General features: G+C 63.2%; 1 protein-coding gene and 1 pseudogene. Both read left to right on the top strand.

Features of this window, described 5'->3' with window-relative positions; all coding sequences use genetic code 11:
- Position 1 precedes the first annotated feature (1 nt).
- Complete coding sequence (locus tag U5A67_RS40340) at positions 2-1,633, top strand: ABC transporter substrate-binding protein (protein ID WP_321959831.1); 1,632 nt, start codon at positions 2-4, stop codon at positions 1,631-1,633.
- 140 nt (positions 1,634-1,773) lie between these two features.
- Positions 1,774-2,165, top strand: a pseudogene (locus U5A67_RS40335) (peptide ABC transporter permease); the annotation flags it as partial.

The raw sequence follows: 2,165 nt of genomic DNA, 5'->3' as shown, positions 1-2,165 counted from the left end.
CATGAAAGAAAACAACCTGTTGCGTGCAGCACGAATGACCTCGCTCGTGGCGCTCGCAGCGGCATCGATTGCAGGCGCGCCGCTCGCGCACGCCGGCAGCATCCCGAACAAGACGCTCGTCTACTGCTCGGAAGGCAGCCCGGCCGGTTTCGATCCGGCGCAGTACACCACCGGCACCGATTTCACCGCGAACACGTTCACCGTCTACAACCGCCTCGTCGAGTTCGAGCGCGGCGGCACCAAGGTCGAACCGGGCCTTGCGCAATCGTGGGATGTTTCCCCTGACGGCAAGACCTACACGTTCCACCTGCGCCATGGCGTGAAGTTCCAGACCACCTCGTTTTTCAAGCCCTCGCGCGAATTCAACGCCGACGACGTTGTGTTCTCGTTCCAGCGCATGCTCGACTCGAACCAGCCGTTCCGCAAGGCCTACCCGGTGTCGTTCCCGTACTTCACCGACATGGGCCTCGACAAGCTGATCGCCAAGGTCGAAAAAGTCGATCCCTACACCGTCAAGTTCACGCTGAACGAGCCGAACGCGCCGTTCATCCAGAACATGGCGATGGAATTCGCCTCGATCCTCTCGGCCGAATACGCCGATCAGCTGATGAAGGCCGGCAAGGCCGCCGACATCAACCAGAACCCGGTCGGCACCGGCCCGTTCATCTTCAAGAGCTACACCAAGGACGCGACGATCCGCTTCGACGGCAACCCGGATTACTGGAAGCCGGGCGCGGTCAAGCTCGCGAAGCTGATCTTCTCGATCACGCCGGACGCCAGCGTGCGCGTGCAGAAGCTCAAGCGCGACGAATGCCAGGTGATGAGCTATCCGCGCCCGGCCGACATCGCGCCGCTGAAGGCCGATGCCAACCTCGCGATGCCGTCGCAGCCGGGCTTCAACCTGGGCTACCTGTCGTACACCGTCACGCGCAAGCCGATGGACAAGCTCGAAGTGCGCCAGGCGCTCGACATGGCGATCAACAAGAAGGCGATCATCGAGTCGGTCTATCAGGGCGCAGGCCAGGCCGCGACCAACCCGATGCCGCCCACGCAATGGTCCTACGACAAGAGCCTCACGGCCCAGCCGTATGACACCGCGAAGGCCAAGGCACTGCTCGCGAAGGCCGGTTTCCCGAACGGCTTCGAGATCACGCTCTGGGCGATGCCCGTGCAGCGCGCCTACAACCCGAACGCGCGTCTGATGGCCGAAATGATCCAGGCCGACTGGGCGAAGATCGGCGTGAAGGCGAAGATCGTCACGTACGAGTGGGGCGAGTACATCAAGCGCGCGCACGCGGGCGAGGACGACACGATGCTGATCGGCTGGACCGGCGACAATGGCGACCCGGACAACTGGCTCGGCACGCTGCTCGGCTGCGAAGCGGTCAACGGCAACAACTTCGGCAAGTGGTGCTACAAGCCCTTCGACGACCTGATCCAGAAGGCGCGTCAGACCTCGGACCAGGCGCAACGCACCAAGCTCTACACGCAGGCGCAGCAGATCTTCGCGCAGCAGATGCCGTTCTCGCCGATCGCGCACTCGACGGTCTATCAGCCGGTCAGCAAGAAGGTCGTCGATATGCGCATCGAGCCGCTGGGCTACGCGCGTTTTGACGGCGTGAGCATGCAGTAACGATCATCGGGTAAGACTTTCCGCTTCGCCCGCATACCGGGCCAAACAGGCGGAAAATGGTCCGGCGACCGGGGTCACGAGCCCCTGTCGCCGGTTGCGTTTCAATTCAGGCTCATTGAAGTTTTAGGGGGGAACACGACATGTTCCGCTTCGTACTGCGCCGCATCGGCATGGTGATTCCGACTTTCATCGGCATCACGATCCTGGCGTTCGCACTCATTCACCTGATTCCGGGCGACCCCATCGAAGTGATGATGGGCGAGCGCGGCGTCGATCCGCAAATGCACGCCGACGCGATGCATCGCCTCGGGCTCGACGAGCCGCTGCCGATGCAGTATCTGCACTACGTCGGCCACGCGCTGCAGGGCAACCTGGGCACCTCGATCATCACCAACACGAGCGTGATGGGCGAGTTTCTCGCGCGCTTTCCGGCCACCGTCGAACTGTCGATCTGCGCGCTGATCTTCGCGCTCGCGGTCGGCCTGCCCGCGGGCGTGTTCGCGGCGCTGCGCCGCGGCACCGTGGTCGATCA

The organism is Paraburkholderia sp. J69-1, from assembly GCF_905220255.1.
Lineage (GTDB): Bacteria > Pseudomonadota > Gammaproteobacteria > Burkholderiales > Burkholderiaceae > Paraburkholderia.
This window is presented reverse-complemented; position numbering and strand designations above follow the sequence as displayed.